Source organism: Macrococcus epidermidis (assembly GCF_024205965.1).
In the GTDB taxonomy this organism is placed as follows: Bacteria; Bacillota; Bacilli; order Staphylococcales; family Staphylococcaceae; genus Macrococcoides; species Macrococcoides epidermidis.
In genome coordinates this window covers 2001390-2027306 of record NZ_CP073819.1, presented here as the reverse complement: position 1 = coordinate 2027306, position 25917 = coordinate 2001390, and the positions used below count along the sequence as shown (strand labels likewise).

Sequence of the window (25917 nt, the reverse complement as noted above, 5' to 3'; positions counted from 1 at the left end):
CTTAGCCTTTTTTTATGTCAAAATTGCATAATATATAGATTATTGTAAAATAAAAAGTAACGATGCAAAACAAAAAGGGTAGGGATATGGATGACGTCAGTAAATATTGCGAAAAATACGAATGATATAACTTTACAATTACAAATGGCAAATCGTCACGGATTGATAGCCGGTGCAACGGGTACAGGGAAAACTGTAACATTAAAAGTTTTAGCAGAACAATTTTCAAAGTCAGGTGTACCGGTATTTTTGGCTGATATTAAAGGGGACTTGGCAAGTATTGCTGAACCGATGACGATAAATGAAAAAATTGAACAACGATTAAAAGACTTAAATATTACAGATTACCAGCCGAGAAGTTATCCTGTCCGTTTGTGGGATATATTTGGCGTTGATGGCGCACCAGTTAGAGCTACGATCTCTGAAATGGGACCGATGCTTTTAGCGCGTTTATTAGAATTAAACGATACGCAATATGGTATTTTAGATATAGCCTTTAAAATTAGTGATGATAATGGATTATTGCTATTAGACTTAAAAGACTTGCAATCTTTACTGAAAGAAATGGCGGATAATGCATCTGTTTATAGCAGCAAATATGGAAATATTACTAAACAATCAGTAGGAGCGATTCAACGCAAACTGTTATCATTTGAATCACAAGGTGCTGAGAACTTCTTCGGTGAACCAGCGTTAAATTTAACTGATTTTATGGAAGTAAATGCTAACGGTGAAGGTATTATCAATGTGCTAATGGCAAATAACTTATTTACAAAACCCGTACTCTATTCAACTTTTCTTTTATGGTTATTAACAGAATTGTTTGAGGAATTACCTGAAGTGGGTGATCTGGATAAACCGAAACTTGTATTTTTCTTTGATGAAGCACATTTATTATTTAAAGATGCACCAACGTCATTTATAACGCAAGTAGAACAGGTTGTTCGCCTTGTCCGTTCAAAAGGTGTTGGCGTGTATTTCATTACCCAAAATCCGATAGATTTACCTGATGAAGTTTTAGGACAACTTGGTAACCGTGTACAACATGCGTTACGTTCATTTACGCCTAGAGATCAAAAAGCAGTGAAAAGTGCTTCTGAAACGTTCAGACAAAATCCAGACCTGGATGTTGCAGCTGTTATCGGTGAATTAAAGACAGGTGAAGCATTAATATCATGTTTAAATGAAGAGGGTCAACCTAGCATTGTAGAACGTGCCTTTATTCGACCACCTGAAAGTAAGATAGGTGTTATCGATAGTATCGTTAAACAAACTGTCCTTGCAGAAAATCCTTATCAAGCAAAATATGGCACAGCTATCGACCGAGAAAGTGCGTATGAAATGTTACAGGAAAAGTTTACACAAATAGAAGCAGAAAAAGAAAAGGCAGCAGAAGCTAAATTACAAGCTAAAACGGTTAAAGCTGAAAAAAGAAAACCAAAATCAGAATTACAAAAAGTTGCGACAAGTGTACTTACTAGTGTTGGCAGACAAATCGGTCGTGAAATTGTACGAAATATATTCGGCGGGAGAAGAAGATAATGAAAAGTGGATGGATTTATATTATACTCATCGCAATTAATATTTCATTGATGATTGTATTGATGACACCTACTGTCCAGAATAACGAAATATATATTAAAGGTGTACAAGTATGTATCGTGATTGTGACATTTATTTTATTTAGAATGTATTTGAGAGAACGTGGATTTTTAAAAGAGAAGAAATAGGTGGTGTGCTTTTTGAGAAAAAGAGCGAGAATTATTTACAATCCAACATCTGGACGAGAATTATTTAAGAAGTCATTAGCAGATGTGTTAATTAAACTTGAAGATGCAGGATATGAGACGAGTGCCTACGCAACAAAAGCAGAAGGTGATGCGATACAAGCAGCACGACAAGCTGTAGAGGATCGCTTTGATCTTATTATTGCGTCGGGTGGTGACGGGACGATTAATGAAGTAATAAACGGTATTGCTGAACAGGAATACCGCCCGAATATCGGTGTAATACCGATGGGTACAGTAAATGATTTCGGTAGAGCATTACTCATTCCGAAAGATATTTTACAAGCTGTAGATGTGATAATAGAAGGAAACACTGTACCGGTTGATGTAGGTAAGATGAACAATCGTTATTTTATCAACATTGCAGGTGGTGGTAAGATTACTGAAGTAAGTTATGAAGCGCCGAGCAAACTTAAGACTGTCCTTGGACCTTTAGCTTATTATATTAAAGGGTTAGAGATGCTGCCGGAAATAAAAGCGACGGATATTCGTATTGAATATGATGGTAAAGTCTTCAGTGGAGAAGTCATGTTATTTTTAATCGGTTTGACAAACTCAGTAGGTGGCTTTGAAAAGTTAGTACCGAATGCATCGATAAATGATGGCTACTTTACATTATTATTTTTAGAAAAAGTAAATTTTGCTGAATTTGGACATGTCTTCTCACTTGCTTCACGTGGTGATCACATTAAACATCCAAAAGTACATTATATAAAAGCGAAAGATATTAAAGTATCATCTTTTGAAAAAGTACAGCTCAATGTTGATGGTGAGTTTGGTGGGATACTACCGGCGCATTTTGTGAATTTAGAGCGACATATCAATGTATATAGTCAGTTAGATAAGATTCATCCGGATAAAGAAAATGAGATTATCATTCAATATAAACAAGACCTTGAAAAAGAAGAATAAAATAAAGACTGCTCTCTCAATTCGAGAAAGCAGTCTTTATTTAAATTTCATCTGTAAAGGATTCTAATAATGCATCATATTCGAAATTACGATGTGAAGGATAAAGGCTGAGTCCACCATCTGCCACAATCGTTTGACCTGTAATATATTTACTTTCTTTGCTGGCTAAAAATGCAGCTACACTAGCAATTTCTTCTGGTTCGGCAACATAGCCCATAGGAACAAATAAATCAGCATCACGTTTCGCTTCAGGTGTTTTAAAATTCTCGGCATTGATCGGTGTATTGATACTGCCAGGAGCGATATTATTAATACGAATTTGAACGCGCGCATATTCTAACGCTAAACTTTGCGTCATTAATTTTACCCCACCCTTACTAGCGCTATAGTGAGCGTAATGTGGCCATGGTATGATTTCATGAACACTTGAAATATTAATGATACTGCCTTTAAATTTGCGATCCATAAAATGCTCTAATGCCAGTTGACAACCGATAAATGTACCACGAAGGTTAACATCAATTACTTTATCAAACTCATCAATTGGCATCGTATGGCTCGGTATATCAGACTGAATACCTGCATTATTTACCATAATGTGAAATGCACCGAAATGGTCTATTGTCTGTTTCACTAAACTTTCCATTTCGTTTTTGTTTGTAGTATCTGCTTTTATTGCAAGTGCATCAACACCAATCTCTTTTACAATATCGACAAGTGCATTTGCTTCATCCTCACGAGAATGATAGTTGATAACTACGTTGATGCCTTCTTTTGCAAAGCGAATTGCTGTTGCTCTTCCAATACCTGATGCTCCGCCAGTAATAATAGCCACTTTTCCTGTTAAATCGTTATACATGAAGTCACTCCCTTTTTTGATTCAATACCCGTAAATTACAAGATTAATCTATGATAGAAAAAATGACATTCAACTGAAATTTTAATAAAATAAATGTGAAAGGTGGCGCACATATGTATAGATTATCGATTTTAGCAACGACAGATACGCATAGTCATATTAGTTTATATGATTATTTTTTAGAAAGTGATTTGAAAATTAATGGATTAATACTTGCCGGCAGTAAGATTGAAGCGATAAAAGCAGCTAATGAAAAGGCTGATGTTGCAACGGTTGTTGTAGATAATGGTGATATACTGCAAGGCAATATTATGGCAGATTACGCCGCAGAAATGCGTCCCGACATTCATCCGGCAATTAATATGATGAATGAGATTGGCTATGATGCCGGTACTTTAGGTAACCATGAATTTAATTATGGACTAGAGTATCTAGATAAAGCCAATCAGCAGGCATTGTTTCCATTAGTCAATTGTAATGTGAAATATATCAATGGTGACTTCGTTGTTGCGCCTTTCCATATCGTTGAAAAGTCATATAAAGATGGTACGACGGTAAAAATCGGTATAACAGGCGTCGTACCTGAACAAATTATGAAATGGGACGAAGACCATTTAACGGATCGAGTAATTGTTGAAGACATGTATGATGCATTGTATCAATATAGCAATCAGTTAAAAGCATTTGGTTGTGATATTGTCATTGCATTGATGCATACTGGATTAGATCAGGAGCAATTAGAAAATATGAAAGGCATTGAAAATCAGGTATATCGTCTGGCACAGATTGAATCAGTTGATACATTTGTGTTTGGTCATACACATCAGCAATTCCCTGGACCTGATTATGTAAATATTCCGGAAGTCGATAATGAGAGTGGACGTGTATTTCATGCTTATGGTGTCCAGCCTGTATGTTTTGCCAGCCATCTAGGACGCATAGATCTGACGCTCGAGAAAACAGAACAAGGCTTTAAGATTGTGAACGGTAAAAGTAGCGTCATCGAATTAAAATCAAGTGATGTGGAGATTAATACACATTTTATAGATGTGAATCAAACTGCGCATCAGGGTGTGTTAGATTACGTAAAACAACCCATTGGCATGACTAAGCATCATCACGATAGTTATTTTGCGCAAGTTGGTACAAGCACGGTTGTAGAAGTCATAGCTAAAGCGGGTAAATATGCCGTTGAACAAATGATTAATAATCATCAGCTCAAACTAGCGAGCACAAATATTATATCAACAAGTGCACCGATAAAAGCCGGAAGAGATGGCGTAAATGATTATATTGAAATTGACAGTGGTGAATTAACACTTAAAGATGCAATTAATATTTATCGCTTTCCAAATAAGATGTCAGCAGTAAATGTTTCTGGTCGTGTATTACGAGAGTGGGTTGAATGGAGCGTATCATGCTTCAATACAACTGATAGTGAATATATGCTTAAAGATAATAAATCAACAGCACCTGGATTTCCAAGTTACAACATGGATATATTCTATGAATTAAACTATTGTATAGACTTATCACGTGAAGCACGGTACAGTAGTGTAGGTGAGAAAATAAATGACACGTATCGTATTAAAGATTTAACCTATTTAAATCAACCTGTAACGGATGATCAGCAATTTACAGTACTAACGACTGATTATCGTACAAATTTTTGTCCAATATTAAATGATGCATCAGTGACTAAGATACAATTAGAAGATATTGAAATTAGACAGATTATTATTGATTATATCAAAAGATTTGGGGTTGATTTTCAACCAACAAGACCATTTACGTTTTTACAGGATGGAACATATAAATTTAAATCAAGTCCAAAAGGAGCAGCATATTTGCAACCAGGGATTACGCCAACAGAAACATACGACGATGACTATTTAATTTACGAACTTAATACAGCATTAACATGAGGATAGGACGATACCTTAGTACGACATTCGAAATCATTGTGTCTTATCAATATTTTGAAATAAAACATTAGGAGAAAATATGAAACAAATTAACTTTAACAAAAATGACGAATTACAAGGGACAGTAGTAGACTTAACGCATGAAGGATCTGGTGTTGTTAAGATTGACGATTATCCATTTTTCGTTGAAGGCGCATTACCAGGAGAAGACGTGACAATTAAAGTGATGAAAGTCGGTAAGACATTTGGATTTGCACGTCTTGTGTCAGTTCAAAATGAAAGCCCAGACCGTGTCGCAGAGAAAGATATCGTTGGCCGTCAAATCGGAACGATGACATTACAACATTTATCATATCCAGCACAATTAAAGTTCAAACAACATTTAGTAGAAAGTGCATTTGAAAGATTGGGCAAGTTTAAAGGTGTAAAAGTAGCTGAAACTGTTGGAATGGAAGTGCCTTACGAATACCGTAATAAAGCGCAAATTCCAGTAAGAACTGTTAATGGCTTGCTTGAGACAGGATTCTTTAGAAAGAACAGTCATCAACTTGTGCCTGTTGAGAATTTCTATATTCAGCATAAAGCAATCGATGCAGCGATTGTGAAAGTAAGAGATATCTTACGTAAATATGATATTGTACCTTATAACGAGCGTAACCATAACGGTGAAATCCGTCATATCGTAGTGAAACGTGGCCATTATACAGGACAATTAATGATCATATTAGTGACGAATAAAAAACGCCTGCAAAACATCGAATCAATTACACATGATATTGTGAACGAAATCGAAAATGTTGAAAGTGTTGTATTAAACTTTAATAACCAGGAAGGTAATGTGATTTTAGGACGTAATAATACAGTACTACACGGTACGCCGTATTACACTGATAAGATGTTAGGACTAGAATTCAGAGTATCACCAAACTCATTCTTCCAGGTCAATACACCACAAGCTGAAGCGTTGTATCAATTAGCTTTAGAAGCAGCAGATTTAAATGGTACTGAAACAGTACTGGATGCATATTGTGGCATTGGAACGATTTCTTTAGCATTAGCACAGCAGGCGAAACAAGTCTATGCGATGGAAATTGTGCATGAATCAATTAAGATGGCGAAACAGAACGCTAAGATGAATGGCATTGATAATGTACATTTTGAGACAGGTGCAGCAGATGAAATCCTGCCGAAGTGGAGCGAGGAAGGCGTTAAGTTTGATGTAGCAGTAGTCGACCCACCACGAAAAGGATTAGACGATGACTTTATTCAGACATTAATTGCACAAAACCCTAAAAAGATCGTCTATGTCAGCTGTAACCCGTCAACATGTGCGCGTGACTGCCGTAAATTTGCAGATGCAGGATACAAGTTAGAAACAGTAAAACCAGTCGACTTATTCCCGCAAACGCCGCATGTGGAGTGTGTTGTTAGACTTACGAAGTAAGCATTTTATTAAAGCCTTGTTATCAAGGCTTTTTATTTTATTGAACTTTAGATAAAAACTAAATATAAAATCTTAACAAACGGTTCTTCTATTCTATAAAAATACACTTGATAATCTATTAAGGAGAGAAAATATGAATATAATATTAAAAAGTACCTTCAAAAAATATGAATCGATGTCAGAGATACTAGTACCTAAACTTGTAAAAATTTTGTTGAGTCTTGATAACCTTGAAAAAGAGATTTATGAGCGAAGTAAAATAGAATTAAGTGAATACCAAGATGGTTATGGAAACTTTAAAGAAGAATATCATCCGAAATCGAAAGCACTATTCAAAGAATTAAATGAAAAGCATCATGAAATAATTAAAGATAATGTTAGCGAAAAACTTAAGTCGATCAGTTATGGGGGCAGTTACGGCAAACCAAGCGAATATTTTTATATTCAAGATGATAATCTGGATATCTACTTTACAATGCGAAAAAAAGATATGGCTACTATTGTAATTTATTATGAATATGCTCTTAAAAAGAAGCATAAATTTATTTTTAGATTGATTGATAACAAATTGTTAATTGACGAGAAATATTACGGCTTTAGTGATAAGTCATGGTATAAAAATGGTATATAGAAATAATTATTTTTGGATATTAATAAATAATTCTGAAATACTTATTGATTAAAGCTCTTCAAATGGGCTTTTTTTATTGGAAAATTTTTATATGAAATTTGTATGATAATTGAATACTGACTTTTAATGAGCTAAGTCATAAATTTCTTTTATGTCCTCAGGTAGATTATTTGGGATCATTGTTTTTAATCTATCTTCATTTCCATCTTGAATAGCTTGTTCATAATACCAACTTTTGAATTTCAACATTGCAAGGTGCTTTTCGAGTTTCTTTATTTCATTTTCTAAACGAATTTTATTCTCCTCAAAAAGTTGCTTTCTTTGAGGGTAGGTAGAATGTCCTTCACTACACCAATCCATAAATTGTTTTATATCTTTAATTTCTAAGCCTGAGTGCTTTAAACACTCAATGACATTTAATCCTTCAATTTCAACGGCACTAAATTTTCTAATGCCATTGGATCGTTCTAACGTAGGAAAAAGTCCTTCTTTATCATAATAACGTAACGTTGATATCGGTAAATTATACATTTTTGATACTTGTCCTATTGTATACATAATTAATTCCTCCAAAACAATTGACCTAAAGTCAGGTTTAGGTTTTAGAATGATTGTATCAAAAAAATTAGAAAATAAATACTAGGAGGATTAATATGCAAAATACAAAATTAACACTAACGAACGAGTGGGATAAAGTTTTTACTAATAGTGATAAGGTAACCCATCAAAAAGTAACTTTTACTAATCGTTATGGTATTGAACTTGCTGCAGATTTGTTTATACCGAATCAATTTGAAGGAAAGTTACCAGCGATTGCTGTTTCAGGTCCATTTGGTGCTGTAAAAGAACAGTCAAGCGGTCTTTATGCGCAAACCATGGCAGAAAGAGGATTCTTAACATTAGCATTTGATCCCTCATTTACCGGTGAAAGTGGTGGAGAGCCAAGAAATATGGCATCACCAGATATCAATACAGAAGATTTTCAAGCTGCAGTTGATTTCTTATCTGTACACCAAAATGTGGATGCTGAAAGAATAGGAATTATTGGTGTATGTGGTTGGGGTGGTATGGCACTTAATGCGGCTAGTCTTGATACAAGAGTGAAAGCAACCTTAGTTTCAACTATGTATGATATGACAAGAGTCAATGCAAATGGATATTTTGATTCTGAGGATAGTGAAGAAGCAAGATATCAAAAGAAAGTGAGCCTTAATCAAGAAAGAACAAAGAATTTTTACGATAAACAATATCGTCGAGCAGGCGGAGTAGTTGACCCACTGCCTGAAGATGCACCTGATTTTGTGAAAGACTACCATGCTTATTATAAAACTAATAGAGGTTATCATGAAAGATCATTAAATTCAAATGATGGTTGGAATGTTATTGGAACAATGTCATTTATTAATCAACCTATTCTTAAATACAGTAATGAAATTCGCAGTGCAGTGTTAATCATTCACGGAGATATGGCACACAGTTATTATTTCGGTAAGGACGCTTATCACAATATGATTGATGGGAATAAGTTTAAACATAACAAGCAATTATTAACAATAGATAATGCTAGTCATGTTGATCTGTACGATAATTTAGATGTTATTCCATTTGATAAAATTGAAAAGTTTTTTGAAACATATTTAAATAAGTAAATGTGTATTAAAAATATAATTGTATTTTTTTATGGTCTAATTTTTGTATTATCATCATGCAGTGATAGAAGTACTCAAAGTGAACAAGAAAATATAAATAATGAATCTCGAAATATTTGTCAAAAATCTTATAAAATAGAAAATAAATTAGTAGGTGCTCATCAAATGAAGTTATTTATAGGTGACGAAGAAGTTGTTGTAAATTGGGAAAAGAATCTCACAACAAAAGCAATTAATGAAGAAGTACAACAGAATGATTTAGTCATACTGATGTCTAAATATGGTGGATTTGAACAAGTTGGTGAATTAGGAAGAAGTTATATAGTTCAGGACAAGCAAATGACAACCAAAACTGGAGATATTGTTATATACAATGGAGATAAGATTGTTCTATTCTATGGTCCCAATTCATGGCGTTATACTAAGCTTGGTGAAATTAATCTTCCTCAAAAAGAAATCATTGATAAGTTATCCCAATCGAACTTAAAGATAAGATTAACTTGTGGATGAACATTTGAATAGAATAAGCATTACAAGATGCAAAAGTAACAGAGCGCAAGCGGTAGTATTAAAGAAATACAACCGCTTCCACACGGAAGTATCCCGAATTATCTTCTCACGCACTTTTCATATATAATGAAAGTACTAGAAAATTAAAGAAGTGATAATATGGAGAGAAGAATCATTCACATCGATATGGATGCATTCTATGCACAAGTTGAGCAGCGGGATAATCCTGAGCTTAAAGGTAAACCTGTTATCGTTGGTGGAAAGAGTCGCAATCGTGGTGTTGTGGCAACGGCGAGTTACGAAGCGCGTAAATTTGGTGTGCATAGTGCCATGCCTACTGCACGTGCACATCAGTTGTGTCCAGACGGCTATTATGTAAGTCCTAGATTTGATGTATATAAAGAAGTGTCGAGTCAAATAATGTCGATATTTAAAGGCTACACTGATATTGTACAACCAGTATCACTAGATGAAGCGTATTTAGATATAACACATCTTGTACGTAAAGATCTTGGTGCAAGTCAAATTGCAGCTTTTATTAAAAGAGATATTATGACTGCTACAAATCTAACGTGTTCAGCTGGTGTTTCTTATAATAAATTTTTAGCGAAGATTGCCTCAGGTATGAATAAGCCAAATGGTTTAACAGTTATCCATTACGGGAATGTTGAACAGATATTATCTGACCTTCCAATCGGTGAATTTCCTGGTGTAGGGAAAGTGACAGAGGAGAAGATGCAAAGACTTAAGATAATGAACGGCAAAGATTTACGTGATAAATCTGAACTTGAGTTAATTGAATTATTCGGTAAGAAAGGCAGTAGTTTGTACCAAAAAGCACGAGGTATTGGCTCTGACATAATAAATATGGACCGAGTAAGAAAATCAATTGGTAAGGAATCAACATTTTCTCATGATATTCAGGATGAAGCGTTTATTTTACAGACAATGCGCACGCACTCAGAAAAAGTAGCATTAAAACTTCAGGACTTAAACAAAGTAAGTGATACGATCACCGTCAAAATAAAAACTAGTGACTTTGAATCACATACAAAGCAAACAAAAATAATAGACTTTACAGATCAAGCGGATACCATTTATAATACAGCTGTGTTATTATATACTGACCTAAAAGAGGAGTTTAACAATATACGTTTAGTAGGCGTCTCTGTGGGTAATTTAAAAAATAAAGTGTATGAAAATCTAACAATATATGATTTTCTTTAGAAATGAGGAAGTATTATGAAATTTAAATTTGCAATCATTGGTATAACTGCACTTCTCATTATGATGTATATTATGGAAACAGTAGAACACGGTTTTAAGGTGTTGCCGCTTATCGGTATTATTTTAGTTGCAGGATTTTTATTCTGGATTGATCATAAATTAGAACGACCAGTGAACCGTCACACCATTAAAAAGACTATCAAAAATAACACGACTACTCATAAGAAGTAGTCGTGTTTTTATATTGATTGATAAAAAGCAATCATCTGCTGTAATTTATCGTCGCTCATAATAGTAATATCGTGTCCTAAAGCAATCTTATTTCGGACAACACCTTCTTTTTTAGAAGGTTTATCGGTCTTTTGTCTTCCTCTGATTAATATGTCTGCCTGCTCGATATCATCTGTATAATTACCACCGTTATCAACGATATACTGCACAATATGTTTTCTTGTTTTATGAAGTGTTCCTGTAATTGCAATTTGTTTATTATAAAAAGGATGACTTTTGTCAATTACTGCTGTAGTAGATTTTATACTGCTTAATTCGCGGTGATAGCGTGACATGCTTTGGTTTTTCGTAGTAGTCGAAATGCTTTTGATATATTTTTTTCGGCGTTTCGTTGAAAAGTATTCTTCAAGGTCTGTATAATGTTTCAGCAATCTTACTGTAATCATTGCACATGCCTTAGCATCATTTAAGGCATGATGATGCCCGTGGAAATCCAGTTTATAATAGGCCATCATATTCTTTAAACTATAGCTATGATTCTTTATCGTATCTCTCGCCATAATGACCGAACAGAAATATGGCAGTGTCGGCATATCGAAATGATATTTTTTTATAGAAGCATGTAATACTTTCATGTCAAATTGCGCGAAATGTGCTACGACCGGAAGATCACCGATAAAATCGAGCATATATGGATAAACATGTTCAAAGGTTGGTGCGTCCTGAACGTCATCTTCATGTATACCATGGACCTGAATGTTAGATGCGCTAAAATAAGTTTCAGGATTTACTAATGTATAAAAAGTTTCAGTCATCATATTATCGATGACTTTTACCATACCGACGCTACAAATTGAAGCGGGATTCCCATTAGCTGTTTCAAAATCTAATGCTATAAATGAATTCATATCGTTTACCTCGATTAATAATTATGATGTATTTTAACATGTATTACGCAAAAAAAGTAACTAGACTGCCTAATAGGCAATCTAGTTACTTCTTTACATTATCAAAATTAATTTGATGCAGATTATCACAGCCACAGCTGTCGTTTAGATCACAACTGTTGCACTTACCGGCTTTAGATTTCTTAAAGAACTTATAAAGCGTATAAGTTGCATATCCAAATATTAGAACGAACAGTAATACGTTGATAAGTATTGACATAAGCTTTCCTCCTAAAGAAATAATCTGCCGATTTGATATACAGCCATCGTTAATAAATACGCAGTCGCGATAGGATATAGCATCGCTATAAAAGTCCATTTCCATGATGACGTTTCTTTACGTATTGCAGCAACTGTTGATAGACATGGTATATAAAGTAATATAAAAAGCATAAATGCATACGCAGTAAGCGGTGTAAACTGTGCGTGGATCATAGAGACGAGGGCATCGTCTTTTACTGCATAGATAATGGCCATCGCACTTACGATAACTTCTTTTGCTAGAAATCCCGGAATAAGTGTTGCGCCTGCCTGCCATGAACTGAATCCAAGTGGAATTAGCAGTGGTGCAATAAATCCTCCAATCATCGCTAGGAAACTGTCATCAACATCTACATTTAATCCTCCTGGTCCTGCATAATTAAGTAGCCAGATAAGCACAGACCCACCAAAGATAAATGTACCTGCTTTCTTAACAAATCCTTTTCCTTTTTCCCATGTACTTCTCCACAGTGTTTTAAGTGAAGGGAGACGATAAGGCGGCAGCTCTACAATAAAGATGGAAGTATCGTTTTTGAGCACTGTCTTCGATAAAATAAAGCTTACCATTAACGCTACGATGATACCGATTAAATAAAGACTGAGTACCACAAGAGCCTGATGTTCTTTAAAGAATACACCAGCAAATAATGCGTATACCGGTAATCTTGCGGAACATGACATAAACGGTGCAATAAGTATGGTTGTAAGTCTTTCTTTTTCTTCTTCAATGCTTCTAGCGGCCATAATCCCAGGAACATTACAGCCGAAACCAATAATCATAGGAATAAATGATTTACCGTTTAGTCCAAACATCTCCATCACTCGGTCCATAATGACAGCGATACGCGCCATATATCCTGAGTCTTCAAGCAAAGAAATAAAGAAGAATAAGACAAGGATTTGCGGTACAAATACTAATACACCACCAACCCCAGCAATAATACCATCCGTCACTAAATCTTGTAGGAAAGGCATAATACCAAGTGATTGCATTACATTTTTTACAGTATCCGTTAATGGACCGGCAAAGAAACTGTCAAGTTGATCTGAAAGTGGGGTACCAATCCATGTAAACGTCGTCTGGAAGATGAGCCACATTAAAAATAAAAATATCGGTATACCAAATATGCGATGCGTCACAATACGATCTAAACGTTCAGTAAGAAATTGCTTATCTTCATCAGGATATGTGATAACATCAGTTAGTACTTGCTCAATGAACTGTATACGTGCGTGATGGATACGTGATTTAACACTTGTAGTGAGTTCATTTTCCAATTGGTTTCTAATCGGTATCAGTTGTTTAAGCGTATCCTGATCCAGATAAGATTCAACAACCGGATTACCCAATAAAAATTGAATAGCAAGGAAACGATAACGTTTTCGCTCAATTGATAAATTATCAGGTAATATTTGAATAACTGTTGTTATTGCAGATTCAATCGGTGCATCATACGTTATTTTAAGCGGACGGTTAGCAGATAATGTATCATCCAGTGCATGTAACACATCTGTTGAACCTCTGCCTGTTCGTGCGACAACTGGAATAATCGGTGTCTTCAACTTTCTCATTAATAAATCAATGTTAATATGGATACCACGTTTTGTTGCAACATCGACCATATTTAATCCAATCATCATCGGTGCACCGTATTCCATAAGCTGGACAGTTAGCAGTAGATTACGTTTCAGTTGTGCGGCATCGATTATATTAATCATACCTTCAAAATGTTCTTTCAATAAAAAATTTGTTACCACTGTTTCATCTTTAGAAAGAGGTAACAAATCATAGATGCCAGGTAAATCAATAAGATTACCTGTTTTATTCTTTAAAGTACCCATCTTTTTCTCAACAGTGACTCCGCTCCAGTTACCGACATACTCATAACTGCCTGTCAGTGCATTAAACAGTGAAGTTTTCCCTACATTTGGATTACCTAGTATACAGAATGCTCTACTATTCATGAACTTGCTCCAGCATGATTTTACAAGCATCACAATTGCGGATACAAACATGTTGACCATTGATATCTAAAGTGCAGGGACCTTTAAATAAACTTTTTTGTCGCACTTTAATTTCACTACCTTCCGTGAAACCTAATGCATGTAATCGATGCATCACCATCGCATTGTCAAATAGCATCGATTTTATTTTATATGTTGTGCCGAGTGTAGCATTTGCGACATGAATCATTATGACACCTTCTTTAATTGATTGATATTGATTATCATTTACGACTAGCTTATCATGCCATTTTATATAATACAAGTAGGGGATTACCCTAATTTTGACAAAATAAAAACACCTCATAAGAGGTGTAGAGAACGACTGATTATTCTTCTTCACTAAAGTTACGTTTACCGAGTTCTTTCTCATATAAATATAATGCATTTGCATCGTCTTTAATGCGTCTGATGTAATCAATGTGCTTTTTAAACATCGCCTCTTCCTCAACCTGTTCGTCTAAGAACCAGTTTAAGAACGAGATCGTTGAGAATTCCTTATCATTCTTAGCAAGTTCCGCTAAATTGTAAAAGTTTGCCGTCACTTGTTGTTCTTGTGCAAGTCCTGCTTCAAAGGTATCTAAAACACTTGAAAATTCTGTCTTTGGTGCAGGGATTTCTGAGAACTTGGCATGTTGATCGCGGTCATTTAAATAATTATAGATTTTTGTACCATGGAATCTTTCCTCAGCAGCTTGCTGTTCATAAAAGTTAGCAAACCCGTCATAACTTTCTTTAGCACAATATGCAGCCATTGCCATGTATGCATGTGCTGCTGCGAATTCCTCGTTCATCTGTTTATTTAATGCGGCAGTCAATTCTGTTGATAACATAGATATTCCCTCCAATTTTAAGATAAATTCATTATAATATAATGTAAAAAGATTAGATAATATCATTGGTAATTAATAGATTATCATCCATACATTTTTTTATTCGCAACAAATATTTATACTAATTATTTATGAAGTGATATAATAAATTGTTGAAATTAGGAGGTTACTATGAAAAAATTTGCTGCAAAAAATTTAGCGAAAGCTGCACGACGTTTAAGCATTATGGCAGGTAAACGCGGAACAGATTTGCCAGGTCAGGTTGCGCGTAAAATTGATCCGCAAATATTAAAGAAACTAAGTGCCGAAGTTGATGAAGTGGTCTTTATTTCAGGAACAAACGGGAAGACGACGACAAGTAATTTAATCGGACATACATTGAAACAAAATAATATTAGCATTATTCATAATACAGAAGGTGCCAATATGGCTGCTGGTATTACATCAAGTTTCATCGTACAATCTTCAAAAGATACAAAATTAGCGATTATTGAGATCGATGAAGGCTCTATTCCACGTGTACTAAAAGAAATGACTCCGACAAAGATGGTGTTTACGAATTTCTTCCGTGATCAGATGGATCGTTTTGGTGAAATAGATATATTAGTCGATAGAATCGCTGAAAACATAAAAGGACGAGGGATAGAACTCATCTTAAATGCAGATGATCCGTTTGTTTCACGTTTAAAGATTGCGAGTAATAAAGTGACATATTATGGTATGAAAAATCATATTCATAACTTTGAAGAAAGTTCAATGATTGAAAGTAAATACTGTCCAAATTGCGGTAAAATGCTCCATTATGATTGGATTCATTATAATCAGATTGGACATTATTCTTGTACGTGTGGCTTTAATAGAAATACACCGAAATATGAAGTAGAAGCATTAACTGAGACACCATTCTTAAATCCAACGATTAACGGACATACATTTAATATGAAGATTGCAGGCGACTTTAATGTCTTCAATATCATTGCAGCATACGCAGTTTTACGTGAACTCGGATTAAATGACAAATCGATTGAAAAAGGATTTTTAACCTACACAAGCGATAATGGGCGTATGCAAAACTTCGAAAAAGGAAACAAACAAGCCATTATCAATTTAGCGAAGAACCCAGCTGGATTGAATGCAAGCTTATCCGTCGGTGAAAAAATTGAAGGTGAGAAATCCTATCTAATCGCATTAAATGATAATGGTGCAGATGGACGAGACATTTCGTGGATTTGGGATGCTGATTTTGAAAAGTTAGCACGTCAAAATATACCTTATATTATGTGTACAGGAAATAGAGCTGAAGAGATTGCATTGCGATTGAAGTATGCTGAAATTGGTGCTGAAATTTATGTGAATCAAAATATAAAGGAAGCGACACATACAATACTAAAACGACCTGAGTACACAGTATGTATTCCAAACTATACATCTTTAGAACCGATGCATCAGGCATTAAATCAATTCTTTGAAGGAGGTAAAGGAAATGAATAGAGCTATCGAAGTATTTCACTTTATGCCGGATAAGTTAAATTTATATGGTGATATCGGAAATATTATTGCTTTGAAACAACGTGCCAAATGGCGCGGACTGAAAGTGAATGTTACAGATATTAATACGACACAAGGCATTAACATCAGCGATGCAGATATATTGTTTATCGGTGGAGGGAGTGACCGTGAACAAAAGATTGCAACTGATGATTTGTTCCGTGTTAAAGATGATTTTAAAGCAGCAATTGAAGACGGTATGCCAGCACTAACCATCTGTGGTGGTTATCAATTTTTAGGTGAAAAATATATTACGCCAGATGGCCAGGAATTAAAAGGGCTGCATATTTTAGATTTCTATACTGAATCTAAGAAAGACCGTTTAACAGGAAATATCGTGATTGAATCTGAAACATTCGGTCAAATCGTTGGATTTGAAAATCATGGTGGGAGAACATATCATGATTACAATACGTTAGGTCATGTTGTCAGTGGTTATGGTAATAACGACACAGATAAAAAAGAAGGCATTCATTACAAGAATTTATTAGGAACGTATTTACACGGACCGATCTTACCGAAAAACCATGAGATTACTGATTATCTTCTGAAACAAGCTTGTGAACGTATCGGTATGGCATTTCCTGAAATGCGCCTCGATAATAGTGTGGAAGAAGCGGCGAAACAAGTTATTGTAAAGCGATTAGTGGAAGACAAGAAATAAATATGAAATTGTTATGGGGCGATTCTGTTGGGGAATCGCCCCGTTTATATTGATTTGGGCCGATTCATAGAGAGAACCGCCCAACAATCTTGTGACAAATTATCAAACTCTTTTAAAGATGTATTTAAAATATATCTTTTAGGTGTATAATCGACTTATAAGTTCGGGGAGGGATTTGTTTGATAGATTATAACGAGAAACCATTTATCGTCATCTGGGAAGTAACACGTGCTTGTGAGCTACATTGCCTACATTGCAGAGCTGAAGCACAAATTAATCGCAATCCATATGAGCTAACGACGGATGAGGGTAAAGCATTGATTGATGATATTGCACAGATGAACGGACCGATGCTTGTATTTACCGGTGGCGATCCTTTGATGAGAGAAGATATTTTCGAATTGTCAGCTTATGCAGTTGAAAAAGGTGTTCGCGTTTCTATGACACCGAGTGCCACTCCAAATGTCACAAAAGAAAATATGCAGCGTGCAAAAGATGTCGGTTTATCTCGTTGGGCATTCAGTATAGATGGACCGAATAAACAAATCCACGATCATTTCCGAGGTACAGAAGGTAGCTTTGATTTAACGATGAACGCAATTCAATATTTAAAAGAATTAAAGATGCCATTACAAATTAATACGGTGATTAGTCGCTATAATATTGATTATTTAGAAGAGATGGCTCAGATGGTTGAAGATTTAGGTTGTGTACTTTGGTCAGTTTTTTTCTTAGTTCCTACGGGTCGAGGAAAAGAAAGTGATATGGTCACCCCAGCACAACATGAAGAAGTATTTCGTTTCTTAAATAAATTACGTAAGACAGCTTCATTTGGCATTAAGACAACTTCTGCACAACATTATCGACGCGTCGTGCTTCAGGAACAGATTCGTGAAATGAAAAAATCTGGGACGTTTGATGCAATTAAATATGAAGACAGTTTAACAACGATGGATATCAATACAATTGATGGATTAGGTCGTGCCCCTAAAGGTGTCAATGATGGTAATGGCTTTGTATTTGTATCACATTTAGGACACGTTTATCCGAGTGGCCTGCTTCCTGTTTCATGTGGAAACATTCGACAAAAACCACTCAGTGATATATACGTAAACGCACCAATATTACAAAACTTACGTAACCCTGATCTATTCAAAGGTAAATGTGGCATGTGTGAATTCAGATATGTATGTGGGGGTTCAAGAAGTCGTGCATACGCCGTAACAGGAGATTTAATGGAATCGGAGCCTTTCTGTGTATATCAACCTAAAGCCTGGATACAACATCAAAGAAAGCTGAAAGCAGTTAATTAAAAGAAGTAAAAATGCTTATATAAAATGAATCAATAAAAAAATTTAAAATTAATCGGAGGAAAAAAACATGATCACTAAAGAAATGCTCGTTTCAGATATCGTAAAACAATCGCCTAAATCAGCAGATATTTTTAGAAGTAACCGTATCGATTTCTGCTGTGGAGGTAATATTCCGTTATCAGAGGCTATCAACGAAAAAAGTAAGCCACTTGATGCATTGTTAGAAGAAATTAACGCTTTAGATAATGGTAGTGATGGAACGATTGATGTACAGTATTTAGATAATGCAGCGCTTATCAATTACATTCAAAATAAATATCATAAACCACTTGCAGAAGAATTTAAGAACTTAATGCCTTATGTAACGAAAGTAGCAAAAGTGCATGGTGAACGTCATCCACATCTAATAGAACTAAAAGAACTCACACTGAAGCTACGTGATGAATTATTAGATCACACTAAAGATGAAGATGAGAATGTATTTCCACTTGTCATCGAATATACAAACAATCCGACAGAAGATTTAAAGACTAAACTTGCACCTCATATTGCTGAACTTGAAACAGAACATGACGGTGCAGGTAATATTTTAAAACGCATGCGTGAAATGACGTCCGACTTTACACCACCGATGGATGCTTGTGGTACATTTAGAGTTGTATACCAACGTTTAGCAATGCTTGAACGTGATACTTTCCAACATGTACATCTGGAAAATAACGTATTGTTTGAAAGAATTAAATAGATAATCAAATAAAAAGAAACAAGTCGTAATTAGACTTGTTTCTTTTTATTTGGATGATCAGCAAGTAATCTATTGATCATCAGCAGTTCATAAATGTAATGACTTTTCATTTGATTATCATCAAATTCAGTTAAATGCTTCACGCTATTTTTAAGTAAACTCAGCGATGATTTGTCTGGATGGTAAGTGCGATCTTTACCGAATGATTCAAATGCTTTCATAAGTTCATTGAGTGCTTTCTTTTCTTCTATTGTCATTTCAAAGGTCGTCCCATTTGGAATGAGTATCATATGATTAATATGCAGCTGAATGAGACGGTTAACATCAAGTCGATGACGTAACTTAGTCAATTCGTACTCAATTTCTAAATTTTTATGAAAATGCAATTCCTCTTTTTCATATGCCAGTAAAGTATCAATCTTTGCGATTAATTTATTTGTTTGCTCCATCATCGGCAAAGTGCCGCTTAAATCAGCAAGGTTAGCATTGATTTCAGTCGAACGCCTTACAAGCATCGCCATTAACTTTGATTCCAATATATCCATAAGACTCGCGATCTGCGTATGATACTTTGGTGGTAATACAAAGAAATTGACGACAGTAGCTGTTGTTAAACCGATAGTTGTCGTTGCTAGTCTTGAAAAGAAGTTAAATGCAAAATCCTGATGAATATTAGGCACCATAGCTACTGCAGTAAGACTGGCAACAAGCATGCCATCATATAACTTAAGTTTATAGCAAACAAACAAAGTCAGTGTTGCCGCAATACTATAACTTAACGCACTATCTCCTAAAAAGTATGTACTCATTACAGCGATAAATGCCCCGAGTATAGAAGCAGGAAATCTGATAAAAGCTTTCTTCAAAGAAGCGCGTGCTGTCGGTTCTATCGATACGATTGAAGTAATTACAGCAAATATCGGTGGTAAATTAAAAAATTGACATATTACTGCAGTTAAAAAGGTTGCAAGCCCGGTTTTAATCGTGCGGGCACCGATTAATTTTTTCGTCCATTTTATTTTCATTTCATCATTCCAATTTTTAAAAGTAGTATACTGCATAATCTTTGTTATAATAAACAGTGACGAATATATGATATGGTTATTAATCAAATTAATCAATACCTTCGTATGAAATTAATCGATATTTACGCATATCATATGCATAAATTTAATTGAAAGAAGAGATAAACATGATCGTAACATCAGAAAAAGATTTACAAGGACTTAAAGAAATTGGACGTATTGTAGCACTTATACGTGATGAACTTAAGAAACAGGCGAAACCTGGTATGACAACTAAACAGCTTGATAATATTGCCAAAGAATTATTTGAGGTGCACGGTGCTCAATCAGCGCCAATCACTGAATATGACTTCCCAGGATACACATGTATTAGTGTAAATGAAGAGGTAGCACATGGTATTCCGGGGCCACGTGTTATCAATGATGGAGATTTAGTAAATGTCGATGTATCTGCATGTAAAGATGGCTATTATGCAGATACAGGTATTTCATTTGTTGTAGGTGAAGTAAATGACCCTATGAAACAAAAAGTAGTGGATTGTGCTGAAATGGCATTTAATGAAGCGATGACGAAGATTAAACCTGGTGCGAAACTCAGTAATATCGGACGTGCAGTAAACGCGACAGCACGTAAAAATGGCTTAACAGTTATTAAAAACCTAACTGGACATGGTATCGGTAAAAGTTTACATGAAGAACCAAAGCATATTATGAATTACTATGATCCAATGGATAAAACTTTGTTAAAAGAAGGTATGGTATTAGCTGTTGAACCTTTCATCTCATCTAAAGCAACAATTGTTTCTGACGGTAAAGATGAGTGGGCATTTGAGACGAAAGATAGAAGTTTTGTCGCACAAATCGAGCATACACTAGTCGTTACAAAAGATGGTCCATTGCTACTTACAAAATTAGAAGATTAATCATACTACTTTAGTTGTAGTCAATAATCATTCCACAGACGCTTATATGTTTGTGGAATTTTTTTTATAATGGTGATACTACGGAACGAATGGGGTATGAATATGCAAAAGATAAAACATTACTTAAACAATACTGTCAAAGCCTGCGTTCAGAACTTTATGTATTTTAGGACAGCTTCAGCTTATAAACGTCTAGCTGATATCAATGGATTAAAAAATATAAAACAAAATGAAATGATGCAGTTAACATCTGAAAAGGAACAATTACAATCTGTACTTGAAACATATGAAATTAAACCGACAGAACATTTAAAGAACAATCGTCAACCTTTGATCAATAAACTTAATACGATTGATAATGATATTGATGAAATTGAATCATTACTGTTAAACTTAGAAGAAGAAAAAAGAAATATACAATATGAAATATTATTATTATCCAATGTAAAATAAAGAGGAAGTGTATATGTGAAACAAATTGTTAGTTCAGAGTTATTAATCATCTTTTTTACATTGATACTGTTATCGAACCTGTATTACATATTCTTTGTTAAAATTGGGATGCTGCTTGTTATTGTTGTAGCAATTGCACTGATTTACTTAAGCCAGAACATGAAAGAAAATCTGCGCGGGCTTATCATTTTGTGGATTGGATTAATCATGTTGATGTTTGGTTTACTATCTAATCCATATACTTTAATCGTCTTGTTTAGTTTCATTATTATCGTTGCAATCAGATATATTATCTATAAACGTCAACCGATGAAAGTCATCCAGACAGAAAATAATAAGATGATCATCAATAAACAATCTTTGTTTAGCTTTCAGTCAACACCAGACAGAGTGTATAAATTTGAAGATATCAATCTGCAACATGCGATTGGTGATTTAAATATTGATTTAAGTCAGGCAGCAAATCTAAAAGAGATTAATATTGTAGTTGTGCGCAATATGATTGGTAAAACGACTATTACTGTACCTTATCACTACCAGGTAAAAGTGGATTATACAACGATGTATGGCCAACTTAATATTCAGGATGCGTATACTAAGAAGGCACGAAATGAACGTTTGACTTACGAATCAGATGCATATCCTAATAAAGTAGTGATCAAACTTTTTGTATCATCAATCGTCGGAGATTTAGAGGTGCAGTACCGATGAATAACTATACGAGAATGATTGGTTCTTTATTGATACTTACTTATAGTCTTGCCGTAATATTTTTCGTGCTTGACCGTATTTTTGTAAATATCATCTATTTTCAAGGTATGTTTTACACACAGATCGTTGGCGTTCCGGCTATACTTTTTTTAAATGTGATCGTAATACTCGCCTGTATTATTATGGGTTCGATACTTGCATATCGCCAAAATGAGCAGTACTCAGATATTCAGGAAATGATATCGCGGCTTGGTGACGGAGAGAAGATTACACTGGATAATTTAAATCAAGATTTAGAAGTTATTGAAATCATGAAAACTTTAGAACATGTAAGTACAATCATCGAAGACGTTAAACGTCAAAATCAGCTTGTAATCAATGATGTTCATACATTAAACGAAGAGACGGTGAAGCAAATTGTAGAAGAGGAGCGTCAGCGACTTGCAAGAGAATTACATGACTCGGTAAGTCAGCAGCTTTTTGCGGCAAGCATGATGCTATCTGCTTTAAAATCAGCAAATCATGCTGAACAGGTAAGCAAACAACTTAATCTATTAGAGAAAATGCTCCATGAGTCACAATTAGAAATGAGAGCGTTGCTATTACATTTAAGACCCGTCGGTTTAAAAAACAAAACGTTAGAACAAGGATTAATACAGCTTATTAAAGAATTGAAACAAAAGATACCATTAAATATCAACGCGGATATTGAAGAGATTAAACTTGAAAAAGGTGTAGAAGATCATCTTTTTCGAATTGCTCAGGAATCAATATCCAATACGTTACGACATGCTAAAGCAGAGCATATTACGATTGAATTATTTAAAACGGGTAACCGTGTTATATTGAGAGTGACAGATGATGGTCTAGGCTTTGATATTAATCAAATAGATGATACAAGATACGGTTTACATACGATGAAAGAAAGAGCCTTAGAGATTGGTGGTACTTGTCATGTTATTTCAGCACCACAGTCAGGCACTCGCATAGAAGTAAAAGTCCCAATCAAGGAGGAATAACATGCGCATTTTATTTGTAGATGACCATGAAATGGTTAGAATCGGTATTTCAAGTTATTTATCAATGCAGGAGCATATCGAAATTGTTGGAGAAGCGAGTAACGGCAAAGAAGGGATTGAAAAGACCTTAACGCTGTCTCCCGATATTGTATTGATGGACATGGTAATGGATGAAATGGATGGCATTGAAGCAACCATGCAAATTAAAGCCAGGATGCCTGAAGTAAAAGTGATTATGTTGACAAGTTTTATCGAAGACAAGGAAGTTTATCGCGCTTTAGATGCTGGTGTAGACAGTTATATTCTTAAAACAAGCAGCGCTGAAGAAATTCGTGATGCGATATATAAAACTTATGCTGGTGAATCTGTATTTGAAAAAGAAGTAATGGCGAAGATGAGATATCGTCTGAATCAAAAAGCTGAACTGCATGAAATGCTTACTGAACGAGAAAAAGAGATTCTTTTACTCATTGCAAAAGGTTATTCTAATCAGGAAATTGCTGATGCAAGCCATATTACAATTAAAACAGTTAAGACGCATGTGAGTAATATTTTGAGTAAATTAGAAGTACAGGATAGAACACAGGCAGTCATCTATGCATTTCAGCATGATTTAATTGAATAAAAGAAGAGTGAAATGCTGTAATTAGCATTTCACTCTTTTTTAAAAGGTTATTTTTCTACATGATCATATCCATTAACAAGTAATTCTACTTCACCTGTATGCGGTTCGATTACGAGGCCGTGCACAGGTACTGAGCGATCGAATAGTGGGTGGTTGTATACGAGTTTAACGTTTTCTTGGACGTTTTCATAAACATCGTTAAATCCACCAAGGAAGTGATCGACATCAATACCAGAATGAATGATAGTATCCATCACTTCTTGTTTGATACCGCGATCTTTCATCGTTGATTTTACTTTTTCAACGTCAAGGGCGCCCATACCACAATCTTTATGACCCATAATAATGATTTCTTCAGCACCTAATGCATAGATACCGACAAGTAAGCTACGCATTGTAGATCCATAAGGATGAGTAATTGTAGCACCGGCATTTTTAACAGTCTTAACATCACCATTTTTTAAGCCAAGTGCTTTAGTAGATAACTCCTGTAATCTTGTATCCATACACGTTAACAATACAGCTTTCATAGCAGGGACTTTAGAAGTCACATACTGCTCATAATCTTTGTTCTCTACAAAATTTTTGTTGTATTCAAGCATACTAGATAATAAAGTCAATGTAATCCCTCTTTCACTATTATTGCTGAGATGATAATTTCTTCTCATGTATTATAGCATTAATTTGAGCTCCGATAATAATGATAAATCCAGTTAAATATAACCATAACATTAAGACGATAACCCCTCCGATACTACCGTATGTTTTAGAGTAGTTACCAAAGTTACTTACATAATAACCGAATAAGAAACTTGCGCCAATCCATGCAATTGTCGCAAATAATGCACCTGGAATTACAGATTTAAACTTTAATTTTACATTTGGTGCAATTGCATAAAGTGTTACAAACACGATAAATGTAATGATTAATGGAAGTACTACTTTAATTAAAGAGAAAACCCATTTAAATTGCGATTCTAAACCGAACTGACCGAATAAATAGTTACCGATTTGTTCACCGAATACTGGTAATGCAAGCGCAATACCAAATACAACAACCATAACTAGAGTAAATAATACACTTAATAATTTAGCAACGATTGGATTACGGGCATCTTCAACTTCATATGATACATTGAAAGCATTCATTAACGCAGTCATTCCATTAGATGCTGACCAAAGTGCAGCGATTAAACCGAATGATAGTAAGCCGCCGTTTGCATTTTTCATGACATCAGTAACAACTTCTGTAATCATCTTTGAAGTTTCTCCTGGTGCGTTCTTTGCAATCATATTAGTGATAGTATCAGGAGATACATTAAATAACGGTATTAATGTTAATAAGAAGATTAACATTGGGAATAAAGACAGTAGGAAATAATAAGCAAGTTGTGCTGATAAACCAGCAGCGTCATCTTTACCAATTCTAAATAATAATTTGTTTAAGAAATTACCGTCATGCTTATACTTTGCAGGTTTGTTAATTTTAGAAACATACAATGTCTCATTTTCTTTTTTTGCTTGTTTTGATTTAAAACGTTGACTGTTTACATAATACTCATCTTTGTTCGACAATTTGTTTTTGTCTTCAGCCTCCAAATTATTAGACTCAGGACCTTTAGCGGCCTGAGTCAGAAATTTAGAGGTGCTTTTTTTAGCTTTCGACATATT

The 25917-nt window shown here is 34.7% G+C and carries 29 protein-coding genes; 19 read left to right on the top strand and 10 right to left on the bottom strand.

Annotated elements, in window-relative coordinates; all coding sequences use genetic code 11:
• Window positions 1-90: 90 nt before the first annotated feature.
• The 3 genes from KFV12_RS10830 to KFV12_RS10820 are packed head-to-tail and all read left to right on the top strand — an operon-like array spanning window position 91 to window position 2699.
• On the top strand, window positions 91-1542 hold the full coding sequence (locus tag KFV12_RS10830; protein WP_254256749.1) for a helicase HerA-like domain-containing protein: 1452 nt from the start codon (window positions 91-93) through the stop codon (window positions 1540-1542).
• Entirely contained in the window at window positions 1542-1730 is a 189-nt protein-coding gene (locus KFV12_RS10825; RefSeq protein WP_111715832.1) for a hypothetical protein, read from the top strand. The genes KFV12_RS10830 and KFV12_RS10825 overlap by 1 nt, the downstream gene beginning before the upstream one ends.
• Before the next feature lie 12 nt (window positions 1731-1742).
• Window positions 1743-2699, top strand: a complete 957-nt coding sequence (locus KFV12_RS10820; RefSeq protein WP_099581042.1) for a diacylglycerol kinase — start codon at window positions 1743-1745, stop codon at window positions 2697-2699.
• Between the two features lie 40 nt (window positions 2700-2739).
• Here KFV12_RS10820 and KFV12_RS10815 read toward each other — a convergent pair whose 3' ends face one another.
• Complete coding sequence (locus KFV12_RS10815) at window positions 2740-3558, bottom strand: glucose 1-dehydrogenase (protein WP_111715833.1); 819 nt, start codon at window positions 3556-3558, stop codon at window positions 2740-2742.
• Between the two features lie 113 nt (window positions 3559-3671).
• Here KFV12_RS10815 and KFV12_RS10810 point away from each other — a divergent pair, with 113 nt between their 5' ends.
• From KFV12_RS10810 to KFV12_RS10800, 3 genes are all read left to right on the top strand, one after another.
• A complete protein-coding gene (locus KFV12_RS10810) occupies window positions 3672-5483 on the top strand; it encodes a 5'-nucleotidase C-terminal domain-containing protein (RefSeq protein ID WP_111715835.1) in 1812 nt (603 codons plus the stop codon).
• A 79-nt stretch (window positions 5484-5562) separates the two neighbouring features.
• Entirely contained in the window at window positions 5563-6927 is a 1365-nt protein-coding gene (rlmD, locus tag KFV12_RS10805) for a 23S rRNA (uracil(1939)-C(5))-methyltransferase RlmD (RefSeq protein ID WP_254256748.1), read from the top strand.
• 133 nt (window positions 6928-7060) lie between these two features.
• On the top strand, window positions 7061-7558 hold the full coding sequence (locus KFV12_RS10800; protein WP_254256747.1) for a hypothetical protein: 498 nt from the start codon (window positions 7061-7063) through the stop codon (window positions 7556-7558).
• Window positions 7559-7681: 123 nt separating this feature from the next.
• Here the strand turns inward: KFV12_RS10800 and KFV12_RS10795 are convergent, their stop codons facing one another.
• Window positions 7682-8116: a MerR family transcriptional regulator gene (locus KFV12_RS10795; protein ID WP_254256746.1), complete on the bottom strand. Its 435-nt coding sequence runs from the start codon at window positions 8114-8116 to the stop codon at window positions 7682-7684.
• Window positions 8117-8211: 95 nt separating this feature from the next.
• On the opposite strand from KFV12_RS10795, the gene KFV12_RS10790 reads away from it, so the two are divergent.
• The 4 genes from KFV12_RS10790 (at window position 8212) to KFV12_RS10775 (ending at window position 11175) form a co-directional block, all read left to right on the top strand.
• On the top strand, window positions 8212-9207 hold the full coding sequence (locus KFV12_RS10790; RefSeq protein WP_254256745.1) for an alpha/beta hydrolase: 996 nt from the start codon (window positions 8212-8214) through the stop codon (window positions 9205-9207).
• 165 nt (window positions 9208-9372) lie between these two features.
• Complete coding sequence (locus KFV12_RS10785; protein ID WP_254256744.1) at window positions 9373-9717, top strand: cyclophilin-like fold protein; 345 nt, start codon at window positions 9373-9375, stop codon at window positions 9715-9717.
• Window positions 9718-9876: 159 nt separating this feature from the next.
• On the top strand, window positions 9877-10944 hold the full coding sequence (dinB, locus tag KFV12_RS10780; RefSeq protein WP_111715841.1) for a DNA polymerase IV: 1068 nt from the start codon (window positions 9877-9879) through the stop codon (window positions 10942-10944).
• A 15-nt stretch (window positions 10945-10959) separates the two neighbouring features.
• A complete protein-coding gene (locus KFV12_RS10775) occupies window positions 10960-11175 on the top strand; it encodes a hypothetical protein (protein ID WP_099581060.1) in 216 nt (71 codons plus the stop codon).
• A gap of 8 nt (window positions 11176-11183) precedes the next feature.
• On the opposite strand, the gene KFV12_RS13315 is transcribed toward KFV12_RS10775, so the two are convergent.
• The 5 genes from KFV12_RS13315 to KFV12_RS10750 form a co-directional block, all read right to left on the bottom strand.
• A complete protein-coding gene (locus tag KFV12_RS13315; RefSeq protein WP_302054711.1) occupies window positions 11184-12083 on the bottom strand; it encodes an exonuclease domain-containing protein in 900 nt (299 codons plus the stop codon).
• An 85-nt stretch (window positions 12084-12168) separates the two neighbouring features.
• On the bottom strand, window positions 12169-12342 hold the full coding sequence (locus KFV12_RS10765; protein WP_099581064.1) for a FeoB-associated Cys-rich membrane protein: 174 nt from the start codon (window positions 12340-12342) through the stop codon (window positions 12169-12171).
• Window positions 12343-12353: 11 nt separating this feature from the next.
• Window positions 12354-14348, bottom strand: a complete 1995-nt coding sequence (gene feoB / locus KFV12_RS10760; RefSeq protein WP_254256743.1) for a ferrous iron transport protein B — start codon at window positions 14346-14348, stop codon at window positions 12354-12356.
• A complete protein-coding gene (locus KFV12_RS10755) occupies window positions 14341-14652 on the bottom strand; it encodes a FeoA family protein (protein ID WP_313017682.1) in 312 nt (103 codons plus the stop codon). The genes feoB and KFV12_RS10755 overlap by 8 nt, the downstream gene beginning before the upstream one ends.
• A gap of 64 nt (window positions 14653-14716) precedes the next feature.
• On the bottom strand, window positions 14717-15220 hold the full coding sequence (locus tag KFV12_RS10750) for a ferritin (protein ID WP_111715848.1): 504 nt from the start codon (window positions 15218-15220) through the stop codon (window positions 14717-14719).
• A gap of 171 nt (window positions 15221-15391) precedes the next feature.
• Here KFV12_RS10750 and murT point away from each other — a divergent pair, with 171 nt between their 5' ends.
• The 4 genes from murT to scdA all read left to right on the top strand — a co-directional run bounded on the left by murT (window position 15392) and on the right by scdA (window position 19490).
• Entirely contained in the window at window positions 15392-16711 is a 1320-nt protein-coding gene (gene murT / locus KFV12_RS10745; protein ID WP_111715849.1) for a lipid II isoglutaminyl synthase subunit MurT, read from the top strand.
• Window positions 16704-17432 carry a lipid II isoglutaminyl synthase subunit GatD gene (gene gatD, locus KFV12_RS10740; RefSeq protein WP_254256742.1) on the top strand — a complete coding sequence of 243 codons (729 nt, stop codon included), beginning with the start codon at window positions 16704-16706 and terminating at the stop codon, window positions 17430-17432. The genes murT and gatD overlap by 8 nt, the downstream gene beginning before the upstream one ends.
• Before the next feature lie 173 nt (window positions 17433-17605).
• On the top strand, window positions 17606-18745 hold the full coding sequence (locus KFV12_RS10735) for a TIGR04053 family radical SAM/SPASM domain-containing protein (protein WP_111715853.1): 1140 nt from the start codon (window positions 17606-17608) through the stop codon (window positions 18743-18745).
• A 67-nt stretch (window positions 18746-18812) separates the two neighbouring features.
• Window positions 18813-19490, top strand: coding sequence for an iron-sulfur cluster repair di-iron protein ScdA (gene scdA, locus KFV12_RS10730; RefSeq protein WP_111715854.1), 678 nt, complete (start codon window positions 18813-18815; stop codon window positions 19488-19490).
• Between the two features lie 29 nt (window positions 19491-19519).
• Here scdA and KFV12_RS10725 read toward each other — a convergent pair whose 3' ends face one another.
• Complete coding sequence (locus KFV12_RS10725) at window positions 19520-20515, bottom strand: FUSC family protein (protein WP_111715856.1); 996 nt, start codon at window positions 20513-20515, stop codon at window positions 19520-19522.
• 167 nt (window positions 20516-20682) lie between these two features.
• Here KFV12_RS10725 and map point away from each other — a divergent pair, with 167 nt between their 5' ends.
• The 5 genes from map (at window position 20683) to KFV12_RS10700 (ending at window position 24246) form a co-directional block, all read left to right on the top strand.
• Window positions 20683-21438, top strand: a complete 756-nt coding sequence (gene map, locus KFV12_RS10720) for a type I methionyl aminopeptidase (protein ID WP_111715858.1) — start codon at window positions 20683-20685, stop codon at window positions 21436-21438.
• 102 nt (window positions 21439-21540) lie between these two features.
• On the top strand, window positions 21541-21891 hold the full coding sequence (locus KFV12_RS10715; protein ID WP_111715859.1) for a hypothetical protein: 351 nt from the start codon (window positions 21541-21543) through the stop codon (window positions 21889-21891).
• 15 nt (window positions 21892-21906) lie between these two features.
• Complete coding sequence (gene liaF / locus KFV12_RS10710; RefSeq protein WP_111715861.1) at window positions 21907-22602, top strand: cell wall-active antibiotics response protein LiaF; 696 nt, start codon at window positions 21907-21909, stop codon at window positions 22600-22602.
• Window positions 22599-23621: a sensor histidine kinase gene (locus tag KFV12_RS10705; protein ID WP_111715862.1), complete on the top strand. Its 1023-nt coding sequence runs from the start codon at window positions 22599-22601 to the stop codon at window positions 23619-23621. The genes liaF and KFV12_RS10705 overlap by 4 nt, the downstream gene beginning before the upstream one ends.
• A gap of 1 nt (window position 23622) precedes the next feature.
• Window positions 23623-24246, top strand: a complete 624-nt coding sequence (locus tag KFV12_RS10700; RefSeq protein WP_111715864.1) for a response regulator transcription factor — start codon at window positions 23623-23625, stop codon at window positions 24244-24246.
• Window positions 24247-24293: 47 nt separating this feature from the next.
• Here KFV12_RS10700 and KFV12_RS10695 read toward each other — a convergent pair whose 3' ends face one another.
• Both KFV12_RS10695 and KFV12_RS10690 read right to left on the bottom strand, forming a co-directional pair.
• The gene (locus KFV12_RS10695) at window positions 24294-24866 is read right to left on the bottom strand and encodes a beta-class carbonic anhydrase (RefSeq protein ID WP_111715866.1); all 573 of its coding nucleotides are present in this window, start codon (window positions 24864-24866) and stop codon (window positions 24294-24296) included.
• A gap of 19 nt (window positions 24867-24885) precedes the next feature.
• Entirely contained in the window at window positions 24886-25914 is a 1029-nt protein-coding gene (locus KFV12_RS10690) for a YihY/virulence factor BrkB family protein (RefSeq protein WP_254256741.1), read from the bottom strand.
• Between the last annotated feature and the right edge of the window lie 3 nt (window positions 25915-25917).